This window comes from Aeribacillus sp. FSL K6-3256, assembly GCF_037965805.1.
In the GTDB taxonomy this organism is placed as follows: domain Bacteria; phylum Bacillota; class Bacilli; order Bacillales; family Aeribacillaceae; genus Aeribacillus; species Aeribacillus composti.
In genome coordinates this window covers 2,195,243-2,212,213 of the sequence record NZ_CP150188.1, presented here as the reverse complement: position 1 = coordinate 2,212,213, position 16,971 = coordinate 2,195,243, and the positions used below count along the sequence as shown (strand labels likewise).

At 40.7% G+C, this 16,971-nt stretch carries 18 protein-coding genes; all 18 read left to right on the top strand.

Features of this window, described 5'->3' with window-relative positions:
• Positions 1 to 56: 56 nt before the first annotated feature.
• The 18 genes from smc to dprA all read left to right on the top strand — a co-directional run bounded on the left by smc (position 57) and on the right by dprA (position 16,889).
• Positions 57 to 3,623, top strand: a complete 3,567-nt coding sequence (gene smc, locus NSQ84_RS10515; RefSeq protein WP_327873755.1) for a chromosome segregation protein SMC — start codon at positions 57 to 59, stop codon at positions 3,621 to 3,623.
• Between the two features lie 15 nt (positions 3,624 to 3,638).
• Entirely contained in the window at positions 3,639 to 4,622 is a 984-nt protein-coding gene (ftsY, locus tag NSQ84_RS10510; RefSeq protein ID WP_327873756.1) for a signal recognition particle-docking protein FtsY, read from the top strand.
• Positions 4,623 to 4,716: 94 nt separating this feature from the next.
• Positions 4,717 to 5,049, top strand: a complete 333-nt coding sequence (locus NSQ84_RS10505; RefSeq protein WP_063388432.1) for a putative DNA-binding protein — start codon at positions 4,717 to 4,719, stop codon at positions 5,047 to 5,049.
• An 11-nt stretch (positions 5,050 to 5,060) separates the two neighbouring features.
• A complete protein-coding gene (ffh, locus tag NSQ84_RS10500) occupies positions 5,061 to 6,401 on the top strand; it encodes a signal recognition particle protein (RefSeq protein WP_066246533.1) in 1,341 nt (446 codons plus the stop codon).
• Between the two features lie 96 nt (positions 6,402 to 6,497).
• Positions 6,498 to 6,770 (top strand): 30S ribosomal protein S16, encoded by a 273-nt coding sequence (gene rpsP, locus NSQ84_RS10495; RefSeq protein ID WP_063388430.1) that lies wholly within the window; start codon positions 6,498 to 6,500, stop codon positions 6,768 to 6,770.
• Positions 6,771 to 6,782: 12 nt separating this feature from the next.
• A complete protein-coding gene (locus tag NSQ84_RS10490; RefSeq protein ID WP_327873757.1) occupies positions 6,783 to 7,013 on the top strand; it encodes a KH domain-containing protein in 231 nt (76 codons plus the stop codon).
• 185 nt (positions 7,014 to 7,198) lie between these two features.
• Positions 7,199 to 7,579, top strand: coding sequence for a YlqD family protein (locus NSQ84_RS10485; protein ID WP_063388427.1), 381 nt, complete (start codon positions 7,199 to 7,201; stop codon positions 7,577 to 7,579).
• 10 nt (positions 7,580 to 7,589) lie between these two features.
• Positions 7,590 to 8,111 carry a ribosome maturation factor RimM gene (gene rimM / locus NSQ84_RS10480; RefSeq protein WP_066246531.1) on the top strand — a complete coding sequence of 174 codons (522 nt, stop codon included), beginning with the start codon at positions 7,590 to 7,592 and terminating at the stop codon, positions 8,109 to 8,111.
• Positions 8,108 to 8,842: a tRNA (guanosine(37)-N1)-methyltransferase TrmD gene (gene trmD, locus NSQ84_RS10475; protein WP_063388425.1), complete on the top strand. Its 735-nt coding sequence runs from the start codon at positions 8,108 to 8,110 to the stop codon at positions 8,840 to 8,842. The genes rimM and trmD overlap by 4 nt, the downstream gene beginning before the upstream one ends.
• A 129-nt stretch (positions 8,843 to 8,971) precedes the next feature.
• A complete protein-coding gene (gene rplS, locus NSQ84_RS10470) occupies positions 8,972 to 9,313 on the top strand; it encodes a 50S ribosomal protein L19 (RefSeq protein WP_063388424.1) in 342 nt (113 codons plus the stop codon).
• Between the two features lie 211 nt (positions 9,314 to 9,524).
• Positions 9,525 to 10,076, top strand: a complete 552-nt coding sequence (lepB, locus tag NSQ84_RS10465; protein ID WP_063388423.1) for a signal peptidase I — start codon at positions 9,525 to 9,527, stop codon at positions 10,074 to 10,076.
• Positions 10,077 to 10,085: 9 nt separating this feature from the next.
• Positions 10,086 to 10,940 (top strand): ribosome biogenesis GTPase YlqF, encoded by an 855-nt coding sequence (gene ylqF, locus NSQ84_RS10460; protein ID WP_063388422.1) that lies wholly within the window; start codon positions 10,086 to 10,088, stop codon positions 10,938 to 10,940.
• 286 nt (positions 10,941 to 11,226) lie between these two features.
• Entirely contained in the window at positions 11,227 to 11,988 is a 762-nt protein-coding gene (locus tag NSQ84_RS10455; protein ID WP_232515767.1) for a ribonuclease HII, read from the top strand.
• 5 nt (positions 11,989 to 11,993) lie between these two features.
• The gene (locus tag NSQ84_RS10450) at positions 11,994 to 13,481 is read left to right on the top strand and encodes a hypothetical protein (protein WP_327873758.1); all 1,488 of its coding nucleotides are present in this window, start codon (positions 11,994 to 11,996) and stop codon (positions 13,479 to 13,481) included.
• The gene (locus NSQ84_RS10445) at positions 13,478 to 13,747 is read left to right on the top strand and encodes an EscU/YscU/HrcU family type III secretion system export apparatus switch protein (protein ID WP_063388419.1); all 270 of its coding nucleotides are present in this window, start codon (positions 13,478 to 13,480) and stop codon (positions 13,745 to 13,747) included. The genes NSQ84_RS10450 and NSQ84_RS10445 overlap by 4 nt, the downstream gene beginning before the upstream one ends.
• A 118-nt stretch (positions 13,748 to 13,865) precedes the next feature.
• Positions 13,866 to 15,026 (top strand): ADP-forming succinate--CoA ligase subunit beta, encoded by a 1,161-nt coding sequence (gene sucC, locus NSQ84_RS10440; RefSeq protein ID WP_063388418.1) that lies wholly within the window; start codon positions 13,866 to 13,868, stop codon positions 15,024 to 15,026.
• A 17-nt stretch (positions 15,027 to 15,043) separates the two neighbouring features.
• A complete protein-coding gene (gene sucD / locus NSQ84_RS10435) occupies positions 15,044 to 15,946 on the top strand; it encodes a succinate--CoA ligase subunit alpha (protein ID WP_066246522.1) in 903 nt (300 codons plus the stop codon).
• A complete protein-coding gene (dprA, locus tag NSQ84_RS10430) occupies positions 15,924 to 16,889 on the top strand; it encodes a DNA-processing protein DprA (RefSeq protein WP_082829324.1) in 966 nt (321 codons plus the stop codon). Before sucD ends, dprA begins: the two co-directional genes overlap by 23 nt.
• Positions 16,890 to 16,971 lie beyond the last annotated feature (82 nt).

Here is a 16,971-nt window from a genome sequence, read left to right as displayed (position 1 = left end):
TCATTTTTTGTTATGGTAAAATAGGAAAGACTTATTTGGAATGAAAGGGGATCACCATGTTCCTCAAACGTTTAGATATCGTAGGATTTAAATCTTTTGCAGATCGGATCAGCGTTGATTTTGCTGGCGGTGTTACCGCTGTTGTCGGCCCAAATGGGAGCGGAAAATCGAATATAACAGAAGCTATTCGATGGGTTCTTGGGGAGCAATCAGCAAAATCATTAAGAGGATCCAAAATGGAGGATATTATTTTTGCTGGAAGCGATACTCGCAAACGTTTAAATATGGCGGAAGTCACTTTAACTCTTGATAACGGCGATCAGTTTTTGCCGATCGATTATCATGAGGTAAGTGTGACAAGAAGAGTTTACCGCTCTGGAGAAAGTGAATTTTTTATAAACAAGCAATCTTGCCGCTTAAAAGATATTATCGACCTGTTCATGGATTCCGGTCTCGGAAAAGAAGCGTTTTCAATTATCAGCCAAGGAAAGGTTGAAGAAATTTTAAGCGCGAAACCGGAAGATCGGCGGACAATTTTTGAAGAAGCGGCTGGTGTGCTAAAATATAAAACCCGAAAAAAGAAAGCTGAAATAAAACTTGCTGAAACTGAAGAAAATTTAAATAGAGTTCAAGACATTTTATATGAACTGAATGCGCAAATTGAGCCCCTTAAAATGCAGGCATCTATTGCAAAGGATTATTTGGATAAAAAGGAAGAACTGAAGCAGCATGAGGTCGCTCTTCTCGCGCATGAAATTGAAGAGCTTCATGATAGATGGGAAGCATTGAAGCGTTCGGTCGAAGAAAATCGCGATCGCGAACTAGAGCTGACATCGCAAATACAAAAAAAAGAAGCGAATCTGGAAGAAATGCGGGATCAAATCAGTGCATTGGATGAATCAATCAATGATTTGCAGCAAGTTCTTCTTTTGGCAAGCGAAGAACTGGAGAAGCTTGAAGGGAAAAAAGAAGTTTTAAAAGAAAGAAAAAAACATGCGGCGCAAAACGAACAGCAGTTGAAAGAGCAAATCGCTGAGCTGACTGAACAAATAAATCAATTATTAAAAGAAAAAGAAGAGCAAAAAAGCGTCTATGAAACATGCGAAAAAGAAGTAAAAGAACTAAAATCCTTCCTGCAAAAAAAAGAAAACGAGCTGCTAAGCCTGGATGGAAACATCGAGGAAAAGCTTGAGCAGCTAAAAAGTGACTATTTTGAAAAATTAAATGAACTGGCAAGCGCTCGAAATGAAATCAATTATATTGAGGAGCAGCTAAGCTTGCGAAAAGTCAAAGCAGACCGCTTAGACGAGGCAAACGAAAAATATATTTCCGAAAGAAAAGAGCTGAAAAAAGAGAAAGGGAAAATAGAAGCACAGCTTTCTAAAATCGGAAAAACATTGCAAAATCAGCTTTCCTCTTATCATACAGGCTTAAAAACGTTGGAAAGCCTAAAACAACAATATGAAAAGAAGGAATCGCTGCTTTATCAAGCATATCAATATTTACAAAAAGCAAAATCAAAAAAAGAAATGCTAGAGGCGATGCAGGAGGATTATACCGGTTTCTTCCAGGGTGTCCGCGAAGTTTTAAAAGCAAAACACAAGCTAAAAGGCATACATGGTGCTGCTATCGAGCTGTTGACAACGAAACATGAATATGAAACAGCCATTGAAATTGCTCTTGGCGCGGCAAGCCAGCATATAGTCGTTGACGATGAAGAATCGGCAAGACAGGCGATTGCGTTTTTGAAGAAAAATGCATTCGGCAGAGCGACGTTCCTTCCTTTATCTGTCATCAAAGGCCGCTCAATCCCGAAATATCAGCTTTCGATTGCAGAAAGCCATCCTGATTTTATCGGGATAGCGTCTCAACTCGTGGAATATGAATCAGCATATAAGCCGATCATAGAAAATCTGTTAGGAAACGTTATTATTGCAAAAACGTTGGAAGGGGCAAATGCGATTGCCAAACAAATTCAGTACTCGCACCGAATTGTTACGCTTGAAGGCGATGTAGTCAATCCAGGCGGATCGATGACAGGAGGAGCGGTGAAGCAGAAATCACCTTCTTTCCTTACAAAAAACCGTGAGCTTGAGTCGATTCGCGACAAAATTGCGGAAATGGAAGAAAAGACAGCTTCGCTCGAAAAAGAAGTAAAAAATCTGAAGCAATCGATTGCCAAAAAAGAGAAAGAGCTTGATGATCTGCGGGAAGAAGGATCTTCTTTGCGAATGGAAGAGCAAGCTTTGAAAGGAAGCTTGAGGGAAATTGAATTAAAAGAGCGAAATATTAATGATCATTTGAAGCTTTACGATGCTGAAAAAATCGCCTATGTAGAAGAACAGGAGAAGCTAGATGAAAGAAAAACAAAATTGCTGTCCTCCATCGAACAAATGGAAGGACAAATACAACAGCTAGATGCAGAGATTCGTCAGCTGGCTGAGAAGAAGGAGAAACAGCAAAAATCAAAGGAAGAATGGATGCAGGAAATAACAGAGCTCAAAATTATTCTTGCAGGAAAAGAGGAATCCTTTAAAAATTGTAAGGAACAATTAGCACGCCTTGAAAAAGAATATCATCTGACGATTCAAAAAAAGAAAGAGGCGGAAAAAGATTTACAACTATTATTGGATGAAATCGACCGCGATCACTCCGGTGAAATCCAATTGGAAGAAATAAAAAAGGAGAAGCTTGAGGACAAAAATAAAACAATTGAATTGATCGCATCCCGCAGACGCCAGCGAATGAGCATGCAAGAAGAGCTGGAACGAGAAGAAAAAGAATGGAAAGAGCTGAAGCGCGCTCATAGACAACTGACGGACGTTCTAAAAGATGAAGAAGTGAAATTAAACAGGCTGGATGTGGAGCTTGATCAGCTCTTGAATTATTTGCAAAATGAGTATAAGCTAACTTTTGAAGCAGCAAAGGCCCGCTTTCCTTTACAGATGGAGAAAGAAGAGGCGAAGAAAAAAGTAAAGCTGATTAAACTGGCATTAGAAGAGCTTGGAACCGTAAACTTAGGGGCAATTGATGAGTACGAGCGGGTGCGTGAACGGCATGAGTTTTTAACAGAACAGAGGGACGATTTATTGAATGCAAAAGAAACTCTTTTTAAAGTCATCGCCGAAATGGATGAAGAAATGAAAAAGCAGTTTTCCCAAATGTTTGCCAAAATACGTTCTCAATTCGATATCGTTTTTAAAGAACTGTTCGGAGGCGGAAAAGCGGATTTAATTTTGACAAATCCCGACGATCTGTTAAACACCGGAGTGGACATTATTGCTCAGCCTCCAGGGAAAAAACTGCAATATTTAAGCCTGCTGTCCGGAGGCGAACGCGCTTTGACCGCAATTGCCCTTCTATTTTCCATATTAAAAGTACGTCCTGTTCCGTTTTGTGTTCTCGATGAAGTAGAGGCGGCATTAGATGAAGCAAACGTTCAAAGATTTTCTAAATTTTTGAAGCGTTTCAGTGAGAATACTCAATTTATTGTCATCACCCACCGGAAAGGGACGATGGAAGAAGCGGATGCTTTATATGGTGTGACAATGCAAGAATCGGGAGTGTCAAAAGTTGTATCCGTCCGCTTGGAAGATACTGTTAGATATGTGAAATCGTCGTGAAAGGAAGAAAAATAAATGAGTTTTTTTAAGAAATTAAAAGAAAAAATTTCAAAGCAGAAGGATTCAGTAACGGCAAAATTTAAAGAAGGGCTTGAAAAAACGAGAAGCTCTTTTACAGAAAGCTTAAATGAACTTGTTTCGCGCTATCGAAAGGTTGATGAAGAATTTTTCGAGGAATTAGAGGAAATTTTGATTACTGCCGATGTCGGCGTACAAACGGTCATGGACTTGATCGATGAATTGAAAATGGAAGTGAAAAGGCGAAACATTCAAGAACCGAAGGAAGTGCGCGCTGCCATTTCCGAAAAGCTTGTTGAAATTTACCAAGGAGATGACGGCGCTCCTAACGACTTAAACATTGAAGACGGCCGGTTAAACATCGTATTGTTTGTTGGCGTCAATGGTGTTGGAAAAACGACGACGATCGGAAAGCTTGCACATCGATTAAAAGAAGAAGGAAAATCTGTCCTTCTTGCTGCCGGCGACACGTTCCGAGCAGGCGCCATCGAACAGCTGGAAGTTTGGGGGGATCGGGTTGGCGTAGATGTGATTAAACAATCGGCAGGCTCTGATCCTGCTGCCGTCGTGTATGACGCCATTCAGGCCGCTCGCTCTCGCAAAGTAGACGTCTTATTATGTGATACTGCTGGACGGCTTCAAAATAAGATGAATTTAATGAAAGAGCTTGAGAAAGTAAAGCGGGTTATCGAACGGGAAATTCCAGGTGCTCCGCATGAAGTGCTGCTTGTCCTTGATGCGACAACCGGACAAAATGCAATGAGCCAGGCAAGACAGTTTTCAGAAGCGACAAATGTCACTGGAATTGCCTTGACAAAATTGGACGGCACTGCGAAGGGAGGAATTGTTCTAGCCATTCGAAATGAGCTGAACATTCCTGTAAAACTGGTGGGGCTTGGCGAAAAAATGGACGATCTTGAGAAATTTGATGCAGAGAAATATGTTTATGGGCTGTTTGCCGATTTAGTAGATGAAGCGTAACGTAATTGTGTTAAGAAAGAAACTTGACATCTACAGTTAGAATCGATACACTAAAAACATGTAAAGGCAATTCACTTAACAACAGGGGGTGTTGATGTTGCTTGAAAAAACAACGAGGATGAATTATTTATTTGATTTTTATCAATCGTTGTTGACGCCAAAGCAAAAAAGCTACATGTCTCTGTACTACTTGGATGATTACTCCCTAGGTGAAATTGCTGAAGAATACAACGTCAGCCGCCAGGCAGTCTACGACAACATAAAACGGACGGAAATGATGCTGGAGGAATACGAGCAGAAGCTTCAGCTGTTCAAGAAATTTCAAGAGCGTAAAAAAATAATTGAAAAGCTGAAAGGTCTGCCTTTCCAATCGGAAATGAAGGAAGAATTTGACCGACTACTTCATCTTTTGGAAAAACTGGATTAGGAGGAGCCGCCATGGCTTTTGAGGGATTAGCCAACCGACTGCAAAACACGATGGCTAAAATCCGCGGCAAAGGAAAGGTTTCTGAAGCGGATGTCAAAGAAATGATGAGGGAAGTTCGTCTTGCTCTTTTGGAAGCGGACGTCAACTATAAAGTCGTCAAAGACTTTATTAAGAAAGTCAGCGAAAGGGCTGTTGGCCAGGAAGTCATGAAAAGCTTGACACCAGGCCAGCAAGTTATCAAAGTAGTGAAAGAAGAGCTGACCGAGCTGATGGGCGGCGAGCAGAGCAAAATTGCCGTAAGCAAACGGCCGCCGACGGTGATTTTGATGGCGGGCCTTCAAGGTGCAGGGAAAACGACTACGACTGGAAAGCTTGCCAACTACTTGCGAAAAAAACATAACCGAAACCCGCTTCTTGTTGCAGCTGATATTTATCGTCCTGCAGCCATCAAGCAATTAGAAACGTTAGGAAAGCAGCTCGGCATGCCTGTATTTTCACTCGGCGACAAGGTAAGCCCTGTTGAAATAGCCAAACAGGCGCTGGAATACGCCAAAAATGAGCATCATGATTATGTTCTCATTGATACAGCCGGACGCTTGCATATCGATGAAAATCTGATGGATGAATTAAAGCAGGTGAAGGAAGCTGCAAATCCTGATGAGATTTTTCTCGTTGTCGATGCCATGACTGGACAAGATGCCGTCAATGTGGCAAAAAGCTTTCATGATGAGCTTGGCATTACCGGTGTTATTTTGACAAAGCTTGATGGGGATACACGTGGCGGTGCTGCGCTTTCCATTCGTGCGGCAACAGGTGCTCCGATTAAATTTGCCGGGATGGGCGAAAAACTGGATGCGCTCGAACCGTTTCATCCCGAACGAATGGCATCGCGTATATTAGGAATGGGAGATGTCTTGACCCTGATCGAAAAGGCTCAAGAGAACGTCGATCAGGAGAAAGCGAAGCAGCTGGAAGAAAAAATGAGGACGATGTCTTTTACCTTCGATGATTTTTTAGAGCAGCTTGAACAAGTAAGAAACATGGGTCCTCTTGATGAGTTGATTTCCATGCTGCCTGGTGCAGGGAAAATGAAAGGCTTGAAAAACATTCAAGTTGATGAAAAGCAGCTAAGCCACGTTGAAGCGATCATCCGCTCCATGACAAAAGAAGAAAAAGAGAAGCCGGAAATTATTAATGCAAGCAGAAGAAAACGGATTGCTAAAGGGAGCGGTACTTCTGTCCAGGAAGTAAACAGGCTTTTAAAGCAGTTTGAAGAAATGAAAAAAATGATGAAGCAAATGACTTCAATGACAAAAGGCAAGCGAAAAGGATTTAAATTTCCTTTTATGTAATAAAAATTTATTCTGTTAAGAAAAAACACTTTACAAACTTTTTGATCATTGATAATATTCTATTTTGTTGAAAATATTTCGGAGGTGTAAAAAAATATGGCAGTTAAAATTCGTTTAAAACGCATGGGTGCAAAAAAATCTCCATTTTATCGCATTGTTGTAGCTGATTCCCGTTCTCCTCGAGATGGACGTTTCATTGAAACGATCGGTACGTACAATCCAGTAAAGGATCCTGCTGAAGTGAAAATTGACGAAGAATTGGCTCTTAAGTGGCTTCAAAACGGTGCAAAACCGTCTGACACTGTTCGTAACCTGTTTTCGAAACAAGGGATTATGGAAAAATTCCACAATGCGAAATATAGTAAATAATGTGTGATTATTATGGAACAGTTAATAACAACAATTGCCAAAGCTATTGTTGATTATCCGGATGAAGTCAAGGTGAAGAGAGAGGAGAAAAAAGGTGAAATTGTATATACTCTTTCTGTTCACCAAGACGATATTGGCAAAGTGATTGGAAAACAAGGCCGTATTGCAAAAGCGATCAGGACGGTCGTTTATGCAGCGGCTAGCGGCAAATCAATGAGAGTAACGCTTAAAATTAATGATTAAAAGGTGAGGGGATTGCTCCTCGCCTTTTTTACAAAAGAAGAAAAGCTTATTTCGCAGGATCAAAAAATCACATTTGAAATTGCGACGATTCCAGACCTCCCTCTTCTTGGCCAGAAGGGAAAAGCCGGGAGGGATCTTCCATGAATATACTCCTCAGAGCAATTTTATGACTGGAGGAGAGAGGAATGAAAATCATTTATCCGATCACAGTAAAGCAAATATTGACGGAAAACAGCAAGGAAAAACTGATTCATAAATGGCAGGCAAAAAAAGAAGAAATGAAACGGGAATGCGATCAATTATATTTTCAGCTGAAAAAAGCTGAAAAAACAACAAAAAACCAGTCCATCATTTCCCAGTACCATCAGGAAATCAACAAAAGAAAGGAAAAAATGAAGTTGATGGAATTTAAGCTTCAGCAAATCGATATGCTCCCTCTAGGCAGCGAATTAAAAGAACGGGAAGTGAACGCAGTAATCGAAGTAAAAGAAGGCGACAACTGGGATCAATTGCTGAATGAAAAAACGATTGTGATCGAAGATGGAGTAGTAAAAGAGATTCGCTAGAGGTGATCATATGGCCGAAAAATGGTTTCAAGTCGGAAAAATTGTCAATACGCACGGAATTCGCGGCGAAGTGCGCGTCGTTTCCGTAACTGATTTTCCTGATGAGCGATATAAACGCGGAAACCGTTTATACATTTTTCAAAAAGACAAAGAGCCTGTTGAAGTTATTGTCAAATCTCATCGAATTCATAAAAATTTTGATTTATTGTCTTTTGAAGGGTATGATTCGATCAATGAGGTTGAGCCGTTTAAAGGCTCAGACATAAAGGTTCCAGAAAGCCAGCTTGGCAGCCTGGATGAAGGAGAATATTATTTTCATGAAATCATCGGATGCTCCGTGTATACCGAAGACGGCGATGAGCTGGGGATCATAAATGAAATTTTAACGCCCGGCGCCAACGATGTGTGGGTTGTCAAACGAAAAGGCAAAAAAGATTTGTTGATTCCATATATCGAGGATGTTGTGAAACATATTGATGTGAAAGAGAAGCGAGTCATCATTTTTCCTATGGAAGGGTTATTGGACAAATGATTATCGATGTACTGACTTTATTTCCTGATATGTTCGCTGGAGTTTTTAACCAATCGATTTTAAAAAAAGCTCAGGAGAAGGATGCTGTTTCGATTAACGTTATTAATTTTCGAGACTATTCAACAGACAAGCATCAGTCGGTCGATGATTATCCGTACGGTGGCGGTGCCGGCATGGTATTAAAGCCGGAGCCGATCTTTCATTCTGTTGAGGCTGTAAAAGAAAAGCGAAACGCACAGCATTCGAAAGTCATACTTGTTTGTCCGCAAGGAGAACGCTTTACCCAAAAAAAAGCAGAGCAGCTGGCTCAAGCAGATCATCTAATATTTATTTGCGGCCATTATGAAGGCTACGACGAAAGAATCCGTTTTCTTGCGACAGACGAGATTTCAATTGGAGACTTTGTCCTGACAGGCGGCGAGCTTGCCGCGATGGTCATCATTGACTGTGTTGTGCGTCTTCTACCAGGTGTTCTCGGAAATGAAGAATCGCACCAAAATGATTCTTTTTCAACGGGACTGCTTGAACATCCGCATTACACCCGCCCTGCTGAATTCAGGGGGATGAAGGTGCCTGATGTGTTATTGTCAGGCCATCACGAAAAAATAGCCGAATGGCGGGAAAAAGAATCGCTCCGAAGAACGTGGGAGCGCAGACCTGACTTATTGGACGGCTATTCTTTAACGGAAAAGCAAAAAAAATGGCTGGAAGAAATAAAAAAGGCGAAATGAATGCTTGCAAATGGTTTGTTTCCTATGATAAGATACGTTTTGTGACATAGACAGCCGGTCTTGTCTTTTTAAAACGATGTTCCGCTGCAAGCATCTTGTATGAGCATCTGTTGGAAGGAGATGATTGCGATGCAAAAATTAATTGAAGAAATTACGAAAGAACAACTTCGCACAGATTTGCCTGAATTTAGACCTGGGGATACCGTCCGTGTTCACGTGAAGGTTGTTGAAGGCTCCCGTGAACGGATTCAGGTTTTTGAAGGAGTTGTAATTAAACGCCGCGGCGGCGGTATTAGCGAAACATTTACTGTTCGTAAAGTTTCTTACGGCGTAGGTGTTGAACGTACATTCCCGCTGCACACTCCAAGAATTGCGAAAATCGAAGTTGTTCGCCGAGGCAAAGTGCGTCGTGCAAAACTTTACTATTTGCGCAATCTACATGGTAAAGCAGCTCGCATTAAAGAAAGATAAACATTCGAACATAAAAAGGGCTTGTATTCAATACAGGCCCTTTTGTCATGTGAGCAGTCATTCACTTATGAATTCATTTAATATTTTTGGAAAAAATTATTTAACGAAAGCATAATCTGTTTAAAAATAGGTGGACATGTTCTTTTGTTAAGCCAATAATTGTATTAAAATAAATAAAAAACCATTTTAAAAACATAAAGGTGTGAAAGAAATGTCACGTAAAAAAAATGAATTTTTTGAGTGGATGAAAGCTCTAGGTGTCGCCGTCTTGTTGGCGGTCGTCATTCGGACGTTTTTCTTTGCTCCGATTGTCGTTGATGGAGTTTCCATGATGCCGACATTACAAGACCAGGACCGAATGATCGTGAATAAAATCGGAACGAAGCTTGGTGAAATAAAACGCTTTGACATTGTCGTCTTTCATGCAACGGAAGAGAAAGACTACATTAAGCGTGTCATCGGTTTGCCTGGCGATCATATAGAATATAAAGATGACACCCTCTACATTAACGGCAAGAAGTATGAAGAGCCATACTTGGAAAAATATAAACAAAACGGCGTGGATGGCCCTTTAACAGAACCATTTAAACTTGAAGACATTATTGGAAGATCAACTGTGCCTGAAGGCGAATTGTTTGTTATGGGTGATAATAGAAGATACAGCAAAGACTCGCGGCATATAGGGACCATTCCGATTGAATCAGTTATGGGGAAAACTAATTTTGTTTATTGGCCGCTTTCTGAATTTGGAGTTGTAAAGTAGGTGAAGTAGATGACGATTCAATGGTTTCCAGGGCATATGGCAAAAGCGAGACGGCAAGTTGTTGAAAAATTGAAACTGATAGATATTGTCTATGAACTTGTCGATGCCCGAATCCCTCAGTCATCGAGAAATCCGATGATTGATGACATTATTGCCAATAAAAAAAGAATTTTAATTTTAAATAAAAAGGATATGGCAGACGAAAGCATTACGAAAGAATGGATTCAGTACTACAAAGAACAGGGCATTGCATCAATAGCCATCGACTCGCAAACAGGATCAGGACTAAAACAAATCGTGCAGCTTTCAAAAGAACTGCTCGAAAAAGAACGTGAAAAAATGAAAGCAAAAGGGGTAAAACCAAGGGCGATCCGCGCATTAATTGTTGGAATTCCGAATGTCGGCAAATCAACGCTGATCAATCGCCTTGCAGGAAGAAACATTGCCAAAACCGGCGATCGTCCAGGCATAACGAAACAGCAAAGCTGGATCAAGACAGGAAAAGAATTGGAGCTGCTCGATACCCCAGGCATTCTTTGGCCGAAATTTGAAGATGAAGAAGTCGGGCTGAAGCTGGCTGCGACAGGCGCCATTAAGGATGAGATTTTAAATTTGCAGGATGTAGCAGCTTATGCGATGCGATACTTGATCAAGCATTATCCAGATCGTTTAATGGATCGCTATCAAATCGACAATCTATCAAATGAAAATGAAATCGTCGACTTATTTGATCATATTGGAAAAAAAAGAGGCTGTTTATCAGCTGGCGGCCTGATAGACTATGACAAGACGGCGGAAGTGTTCATAAGGGATGTTCGGACATTGAAGCTGGGGAAAATAAGTTTTGACCGGCCAAATGAATAAAGGCACGCATTCCGCGTGTCTATATTTTATTTTTAACAAAACTCGTTCACTTGAGAGAAGCGGTGCAATCGGCGCTTAACCGGTTAATCGGTTTTCCTTTCTTGACGGGTAAAGAGCTTTCGGGAAATAGTAAAAAAGTCTTGAAAGTCATTTGAGCATGTGAAAAATAGACGCTTAATCAAATTGCAGCCGAGGAAGCCGTTCATGTACAAACTATTCGAACGAAATTTACAAATGCAAATATTAAGGGAGAGGTTGAAGAAAGTTGAATTTAACGGCGAAGGAAATTGAAGAAAAGCTCAGTGCCATCCATGATATAAACGACCCTTTTTTTCTTGCCTGCCAAAAAGATGAGCGGAAAACCGTCCAAAAATTAGTAAAAAAATGGCTGAAGCAATATGAAAAAGAGCAGCAATTGAGACAGCAGTTTCAAAACATGTGCAAATACGAAAGAGAATTGAAAGAAAAGGGATTTCGAATGCTGGCAGGCATTGATGAAGTGGGAAGAGGGTGTCTTGCAGGTCCGGTCGTTGCTGCTTGCGTGATTTTGCCTGATGAATTTTATTTGCCGGGGCTGACGGACTCGAAAAAAATTTCGAAGCAAAAACGGGAAGAGTTTTTTCAATACATAATGGATCTGGCAGTAGATGTCGGGATTGGGTTTGTGTCGGCAAAAGAAATTGATGAACTAAACATTTACAATGCGACAAAAAAAGCAATGCTTTTAGCCATTGATCAATTAAAGCAGGGAAAGCCGGATCATTTATTGATTGATGCTCTTGAATTACCAATTAATATTCCGCAGCTTTCCATCATTAAGGGTGATGAAAAAAGCATTACGATTGCAGCAAGCTCCTGCGTCGCAAAAGTTGTGAGAGACAGGTACATGGAAGAGCTGGGAAAGCAATTTCCGGAATACGGCTTTGAACGTCATGTGGGCTACGGTACAAAGCAGCATTTGGAAGCGATCGAGAAGCACGGTGTGACGGAGCATCATCGGAAAAGCTTTGCTCCGGTACAAGATGCGTTAAACTTTTTTAACGGGTGATAAGAATGAATGAAATATCTGCTCTTCTTAGGAAGATAAGTCTTCAATCTCTTTTTGATCCCGCGGCCAAAACATTTCAAGATCAAGAGATTGTGAAAGGAAAAGTGTTGAAAATTTATCCTAATTCTCATGCATTGCTTGCAATTGGAAAAATGAAATTAACCGCTGCTGTTGAGGCGGATATTCAAGCAATGAAAACTTATTGGTTTCAGACTGAAGTAACGGAAAGCGGAATCAGACTGAAGCTTTTGTTTCCGGAAAAAGATGAAGGTCATACAGGCCGAGCTATTCTTGAACATTTCCGCCTGCCTGCTGACAATATGGCCTCGCAGCTTATTGATTTGCTGCTGGAAAATGAAATTCCTTTTTCCAAAAAAGACTTGGCTCTTGCCATCAACATTTTGCAGTCCTTTAAGGGAAAAGCTCCTCGTGAAAGTTTATTTCAGGCGCTTCTCATCGCTTTTGAAAAAAAACTGCCAATTGCGGAGCATGTCATCCGTCCTTTGCTGGCTGTTCAAGATGAGAAGAAGCTGTCTCAGCTCCTTTTTCAATTAGACGAAATGTTAAACAATAGCGGAAGAGCCGAGGACATGAAAGATCTAAACCGAAACCTGTTTCAGCTTACAAACCTTCGTTTTCTATATAAAGCCGAAGAAGTGAACCAAATATTGCGAGAAAGAAATGACACCTTTTCCAAGCAATTGTTGAATAAGCTTGAATTTTGGATGAAAGAAAATCCGCTAGCCATTAAGCAGCTTATACTGAATGAAAACAGTGAGCAAGCATTGCTTCAACCATTCACAAAAGACAAGGCGAACGGAAGTAGAATTGGACAAATGCTGAACGCGGAAGAAAAAAATACGCTGAAAGCGATGTTTCAGCAAAGCATCCACAACGTTTCCGCTCAAGAAGTGAAACAATTGTTAAAAACAGCGATAGCCAAAATCGGCTTATTTGAACATGCTGAAAGCAGTAGCGGTCAGAGTGAATGGCCATTAAAGACACTGCTTATAAAATATTTGCAAAATATGGAACATTCAAGTTTAAGAGGGGCGATGGAGCGCGCTTTAGATTACATAAACGGACAGCATTTTATGCGGGAACAAAAAGGACCTGTTGAACAATTTTTTATTCATGTCCCGATTCAGTTAGGAGAGCAATGGACGGATATTACAATCCAAATCAACGGAAAAAAAGACGAAACAGAAAAAATAAATCCTAATTTTTGCCGAATCATTTTTTCATTGTATTTAAAAGAAATAAAAGAAACAGTAGTGGACGTATTCATTCAAAATCGCGCTGTAAAAGTTACGATTTACAACGACATTCTTGAAGAAAGCGATATTGTTCAGCATTTGGGAAGCCTTCAGGAAAATTTAAAACAAATCAATTATGTTTTAACAGGAGTTTCTATCCAAAAAGGAAAAACGGATGAACAAACTCAAAAGGTCATTTCCGGACAATCTTACCAGAAGGTGGACATCAAAATATGAAAAAAGAAACAAAAGATTTAAAAGCTGTTGCCCTCAGCTATAACGATGAAAAGGACGCCGCGCCAAAAGTATCGGCAAAAGGTAAAGGGTATGTCGCTGAAAAAATCATTGAAAAAGCGAGAGAAAACAATGTTCCGATTCAAGAAGATCCCTCGCTTATTGAACTTTTGTCAGAAGTGGAAATAAATGAGCAAATTCCCGAGGAGCTTTATGAAGTGGTAGCTGAGCTTTTAAGCTTTATATACCGCTTAGACCAGCAAAGATGAAATAAACGACGTCTTTTTATAAAGAATGGTAGACAATGATGAAACATTTTTATACAATGAAAGCGCAGTCTAAAATTGCCTCGAAAAGGCTAAGATACATAAGTTAGGAGGATGGGATATGAATATCCATGAGTACCAGGGGAAAGAAATCCTCAGAAAATACGGCGTCACGGTACCGAACGGCAAAGTTGCGTTTTCCGTTGAGGAAGCGGTTGAAGCGGCAAAAGAGCTGGGTACTGACGTAGTGGTAGTCAAAGCGCAAATTCATGCTGGCGGCCGCGGGAAAGCTGGCGGAGTAAAAGTAGCGAAAAGTTTAGAAGAGGTTCGCGAGTATGCTAGTGAATTGTTAGGAAAAACGCTCGTTACACATCAAACAGGACCAGAAGGAAAAGAAGTCAAACGTCTTTTAATTGAAGAAGGCTGTGACATTAAAAAAGAATATTATGTTGGTTTTGTTGTTGATCGCGCAACCTCCCGCGTTGTTTTGATGGCGTCTGAGGAAGGCGGCACCGAAATTGAAGAAGTGGCAGCGAAAACACCGGAAAAAATCTTCAAAGAATATATTGATCCGGCAGTAGGACTTCAACCTTTCCAAGCTCGCCGAATCGCATTTAACATTAACATTCCGAAAGAATTAGTCGGACAAGCTGTTAAATTTATGTTGGGACTTTATCAAGTATTTGTCGAAAAGGATTGCTCTATTGCGGAAATTAACCCGCTTGTCGTTACAGGCGACGGAAAGGTTATGGCTTTGGATGCTAAACTAAACTTTGACTCCAATGCATTATACCGTCAAAAAGATGTGTTGGAATATCGTGATTTAGATGAGGAAAATCCGAAAGAAATTGAAGCTTCAAAATATGATTTAAGCTACATAGCTCTTGATGGCAATATCGGGTGCATGGTAAACGGAGCAGGTCTTGCCATGGCAACGATGGATATTATTAAATATTACGGCGGTGAGCCAGCAAACTTCCTAGATGTCGGCGGCGGCGCAACGGCAGAAAAGGTTACGGAAGCGTTTAAAATTATTTTGTCGGATGAAAACGTAAAAGGGATTTTCGTCAATATCTTTGGAGGCATTATGAAATGCGATGTCATCGCACAAGGTGTCGTTGAAGCGACAAAACAAGTTGGCTTGACGATCCCGCTAGTCGTTCGTCTTGAGGGAACGAATGTTGAGCTTGGTAAAAAAATACTAGAAGAGTCAGGCCTAAATATTACATCTGCAGAGTCTATGGCAGACGGGGCGCAAAAAATCGTTTCATTAGTGAAATAGGAAAGCGAGGGAGAAGAATGAGCGTATTTATTAATAAAGATACAAAAGTAATCGTTCAGGGGATTACTGGATCTACTGCGTTATTCCATACGAAACAAATGCTTGAATACGGAACGAAGATTGTCGGCGGGACATCCCCAGGCAAAGGCGGTCAGGAAGTCGAAGGAGTTCCGGTTTTCAACACGGTTGAAGAAGCGGTGAAACAAACCGGTGCCAATGCTTCCGTTATTTATGTCCCAGCTCCTTTTGCAGCGGATGCCATTATGGAAGCGGTTGATGCGGAGCTTGACCTAGTCATCTGTATTACAGAACATATCCCGGTTTTAGACATGGTCAAAGTAAAAAGATACATGGAAGGAAAGAAAACTCGATTAATCGGACCGAACTGCCCGGGAGTCATCACACCTGGCGAATGTAAAATCGGCATTATGCCTGGATATATCCACACTAAGGGACATGTCGGAGTCGTTTCCCGTTCAGGTACTTTGACATATGAAGCGGTTCATCAGCTATCGCAAGCAGGCATTGGTCAGTCAACGGCTGTTGGAATTGGCGGGGACCCTGTAAACGGCACAAACTTCATTGACGTGCTAAAAGCATTTAACGAAGATCCGGAAACATATGCCGTCATTATGATTGGTGAAATCGGGGGTACAGCGGAAGAAGAAGCAGCTGAGTGGATTAAAGCAAACATGACAAAACCAGTCGTAGGATTTATCGGCGGACAAACAGCACCTCCAGGAAAACGCATGGGACATGCGGGCGCAATTATTTCCGGAGGTAAAGGAACAGCAGCGGAAAAAATTAAGAAAATGAATGAATGTGGTATTAAAGTCGCAGATACTCCTTCCGTTATTGGCGAGACGTTAATCTCAGTTTTAAAAGAAAAAGGTTTATATGAAAAATGCAAAACTCATTAAAACAAAAGGAGTAGCCACAAGGCTATTCCTTCTTTATAGAATTGAGGTGAGGGCTATTAATCCTAGAAATTTATTAATAAAACTCGCTCATTGCAAAGGTGCGGCAAAGAGAAGAATCGTTCAGCTTTTTGAACAGGAAGGCATGTATGAAGAAGCTCTGCATCTAACGCCTCAAACATTAGCCACCCGTCTGTTTATTCCTCCTAAAAACTATTCAACGTTTATAGAAGAATACCAATCCATTTCAACGGAGAGCCTGCTAAACTATTATAAAAACAGGAATATCCATCTGATTACGATCATTGATTCCCATTATCCAACGTATTTAAAGCATATTTTTGATCCGCCTCCCGTTTTATTTTGCCAAGGGGATATTAGTCTATTAAAAAATATCCGAAATTTAAGCGTTGTCGGAACCCGTCATGCATCGAAATATGGCTGCGACCTTGTTCAATATTTTGTTACGCATTTGGCGAAGCAAAAATTTACGATAATCAGCGGGCTTGCCCTCGGTATTGATGCGAAAGCCCATTGGACGGCCATTGAGGAGAATTCGAAAACAATTGCCGTAATCGCTGGCGGATTTGATCATATTTATCCGAAAGAAAACATGGAGCTGGCTAAAATCATCCAAAAGGAGCATCTTCTCCTCTCTGAGCATCCTCCATATAAAAGACCGGAAAAATGGATGTTTCCAATGCGAAATAGAATTATTAGCGGATTAAGCTTAGGAACCTTTGTTGCTCAAGCTTCCAAACGAAGCGGTTCTCTTATCACTGCCCAGCATGCTTTGGAACAAGGGAGAATCGTTTTTTCACCCCCGGTGCCATTATTTGATCCATTATTTCAAGGGAATATACAATTGTTAAAGGAAGGGGCAGCGCTTGCCCTGTCACCTGATGAGATTATAGAAGAATTAAAGCCGATGTATGAAGAAAAATAATTTTTTTGCGTCTAAAGGCGGAAGCTGATGAATACTGTTTGACAAAATGCATTGGAATATTTAATAATAGTGAAGATTATTT

Coding starts and splice junctions, on each gene's coding strand:
- smc (WP_327873755.1), top strand. CDS start 57: ATGTTCCTCAAACGTTTAGATATCGTAGGATTTAAATCTTTTGCAGAT.
- ftsY (WP_327873756.1), top strand. CDS start 3,639: ATGAGTTTTTTTAAGAAATTAAAAGAAAAAATTTCAAAGCAGAAGGAT.
- NSQ84_RS10505 (WP_063388432.1), top strand. CDS start 4,717: ATGTTGCTTGAAAAAACAACGAGGATGAATTATTTATTTGATTTTTAT.
- ffh (WP_066246533.1), top strand. CDS start 5,061: ATGGCTTTTGAGGGATTAGCCAACCGACTGCAAAACACGATGGCTAAA.
- rpsP (WP_063388430.1), top strand. CDS start 6,498: ATGGCAGTTAAAATTCGTTTAAAACGCATGGGTGCAAAAAAATCTCCA.
- NSQ84_RS10490 (WP_327873757.1), top strand. CDS start 6,783: ATGGAACAGTTAATAACAACAATTGCCAAAGCTATTGTTGATTATCCG.
- NSQ84_RS10485 (WP_063388427.1), top strand. CDS start 7,199: ATGAAAATCATTTATCCGATCACAGTAAAGCAAATATTGACGGAAAAC.
- rimM (WP_066246531.1), top strand. CDS start 7,590: ATGGCCGAAAAATGGTTTCAAGTCGGAAAAATTGTCAATACGCACGGA.
- trmD (WP_063388425.1), top strand. CDS start 8,108: ATGATTATCGATGTACTGACTTTATTTCCTGATATGTTCGCTGGAGTT.
- rplS (WP_063388424.1), top strand. CDS start 8,972: ATGCAAAAATTAATTGAAGAAATTACGAAAGAACAACTTCGCACAGAT.
- lepB (WP_063388423.1), top strand. CDS start 9,525: ATGTCACGTAAAAAAAATGAATTTTTTGAGTGGATGAAAGCTCTAGGT.
- ylqF (WP_063388422.1), top strand. CDS start 10,086: ATGACGATTCAATGGTTTCCAGGGCATATGGCAAAAGCGAGACGGCAA.
- NSQ84_RS10450 (WP_327873758.1), top strand. CDS start 11,994: ATGAATGAAATATCTGCTCTTCTTAGGAAGATAAGTCTTCAATCTCTT.
- NSQ84_RS10445 (WP_063388419.1), top strand. CDS start 13,478: ATGAAAAAAGAAACAAAAGATTTAAAAGCTGTTGCCCTCAGCTATAAC.
- sucC (WP_063388418.1), top strand. CDS start 13,866: ATGAATATCCATGAGTACCAGGGGAAAGAAATCCTCAGAAAATACGGC.
- sucD (WP_066246522.1), top strand. CDS start 15,044: ATGAGCGTATTTATTAATAAAGATACAAAAGTAATCGTTCAGGGGATT.
- dprA (WP_082829324.1), top strand. CDS start 15,924: ATGAAAAATGCAAAACTCATTAAAACAAAAGGAGTAGCCACAAGGCTA.